This window comes from Mesorhizobium sp. M7A.F.Ca.CA.004.12.1.1, from assembly GCF_003997835.1.
Lineage (GTDB): Bacteria > Pseudomonadota > Alphaproteobacteria > Rhizobiales > Rhizobiaceae > Mesorhizobium.
In genome coordinates this window covers 1-1,230 of the sequence record NZ_RZRK01001211.1, presented here as the reverse complement: position 1 = coordinate 1,230, position 1,230 = coordinate 1, and the positions used below count along the sequence as shown (strand labels likewise).

Here is a 1,230-nt window from a genome sequence, read left to right as displayed (position 1 = left end):
CCCTGCGGCCGCGTCACAAAGCACTTCTGGTTGGCGCGGATGGTCAGTCGGATCACTTCGGCTGGAATGGCCAGGAATGCCTCCTCGAACTCGCCCATCAGCACGACAGGCCATTCGACCAGCCCGGACACCTCCTCCAGCAGCCCTTCGTCCTCGACCAGATCAAGCCCGTTGGCGAAGGCTAGATTGCGGGCGTCGGCAAGGATGATCTCCTTGCGCCGATCAGCATCGAGCACGACCTTGGCCGCTTCCAGCTTGGAAACATAGTCGTCGAAGCGGCGCACCGTGATGGCGTCAGGCGCATGGAAGCGGTGGCCGTAGGTGGTGTTGCCGGAGCGGATGCCGTCGATCTCGAAATCGACCACGACAGGCTCCTCTGTCTCCGGGCCGAAGGTGCACAGGATCGATTGCAGCGGGCGCACCCAGCGCAGCGAGCCTGGCTTGGCCGAGGCCGGTCCCCAGCGCATCGATTTCGTCCACGGGAAATTGCGGATGATGCCCGGCACCAGTTCGGCGATGATCTCTTCCGCCGCCCTGCCCGGCCTCGAAATGTGGGCGACATAAAAATCGCCCTTCTTCGGATCGGAATGGACATGGGCCTCGGCGATCGAGGAAAGTCCGGCCTTGCGCAGGAACCCCTGGACCGCCTGTTCAGGCGCCGATGTCGAAGGCCCCTTGATCTCTTCGCTTATATCTTTCGAGCGCGCGGTGAGGCCCCTGATATCGAGCGTCAGCCGGCGTGGCGTCCAGTACTCGCGCGCCGCTTCATAGGTCAGCCCCGCCTCGACCAGGCCGTCGGTCAGCATCTTCCTGAGATCACCCGCCGCCTTGCGCTGCATGCGGGCAGGAATCTCTTCCGAGCGGAGTTCTAGAAGCAGGTCAGGCATGGATGGGGCTCACGCGGCAAAATGGTCCGGGCGGGGGCATAGCAACTCGGCTGGCCGCTGTCACCCTTTCCGCGCGGGGATCGCCGATTTGCGCCCGTTTCCAGAAATTTTGGCCGCCCTGTCGGGACAAGACCGCGCCACCCGTCCTTGGATCAAAGATTTCCATGAACCGAACGCAGCGCTGAAGCGACCCACGCTCAGGCAGGAAACTATTGGCTCAACGACCATGAAAACGGCATCCAGACTTCTGCAGATCCTCGCGCTCGGCGCCTGCTTCACGGCGCAGGCTCACGGTGCCTTCTCGATGCCGGGCGTTCGACAGGCATTGCGCACGATCGACGGT

At 63.3% G+C, this 1,230-nt stretch carries 2 protein-coding genes; one reads left to right on the top strand and one right to left on the bottom strand.

The window, feature by feature from the left end; all coding sequences use genetic code 11:
• Positions 1–887 (bottom strand): glycine--tRNA ligase subunit beta (locus EN984_RS35190; protein WP_127384384.1); only part of this gene is annotated, 887 nt, incomplete at its 3' end.
• A gap of 88 nt (positions 888–975) precedes the next feature.
• Between EN984_RS35190 and EN984_RS38440 the strand changes: the two genes are divergently transcribed.
• On the top strand, positions 976–1,230 hold a 255-nt coding region (locus EN984_RS38440), incomplete at its 3' end, for a hypothetical protein (protein ID WP_127384383.1).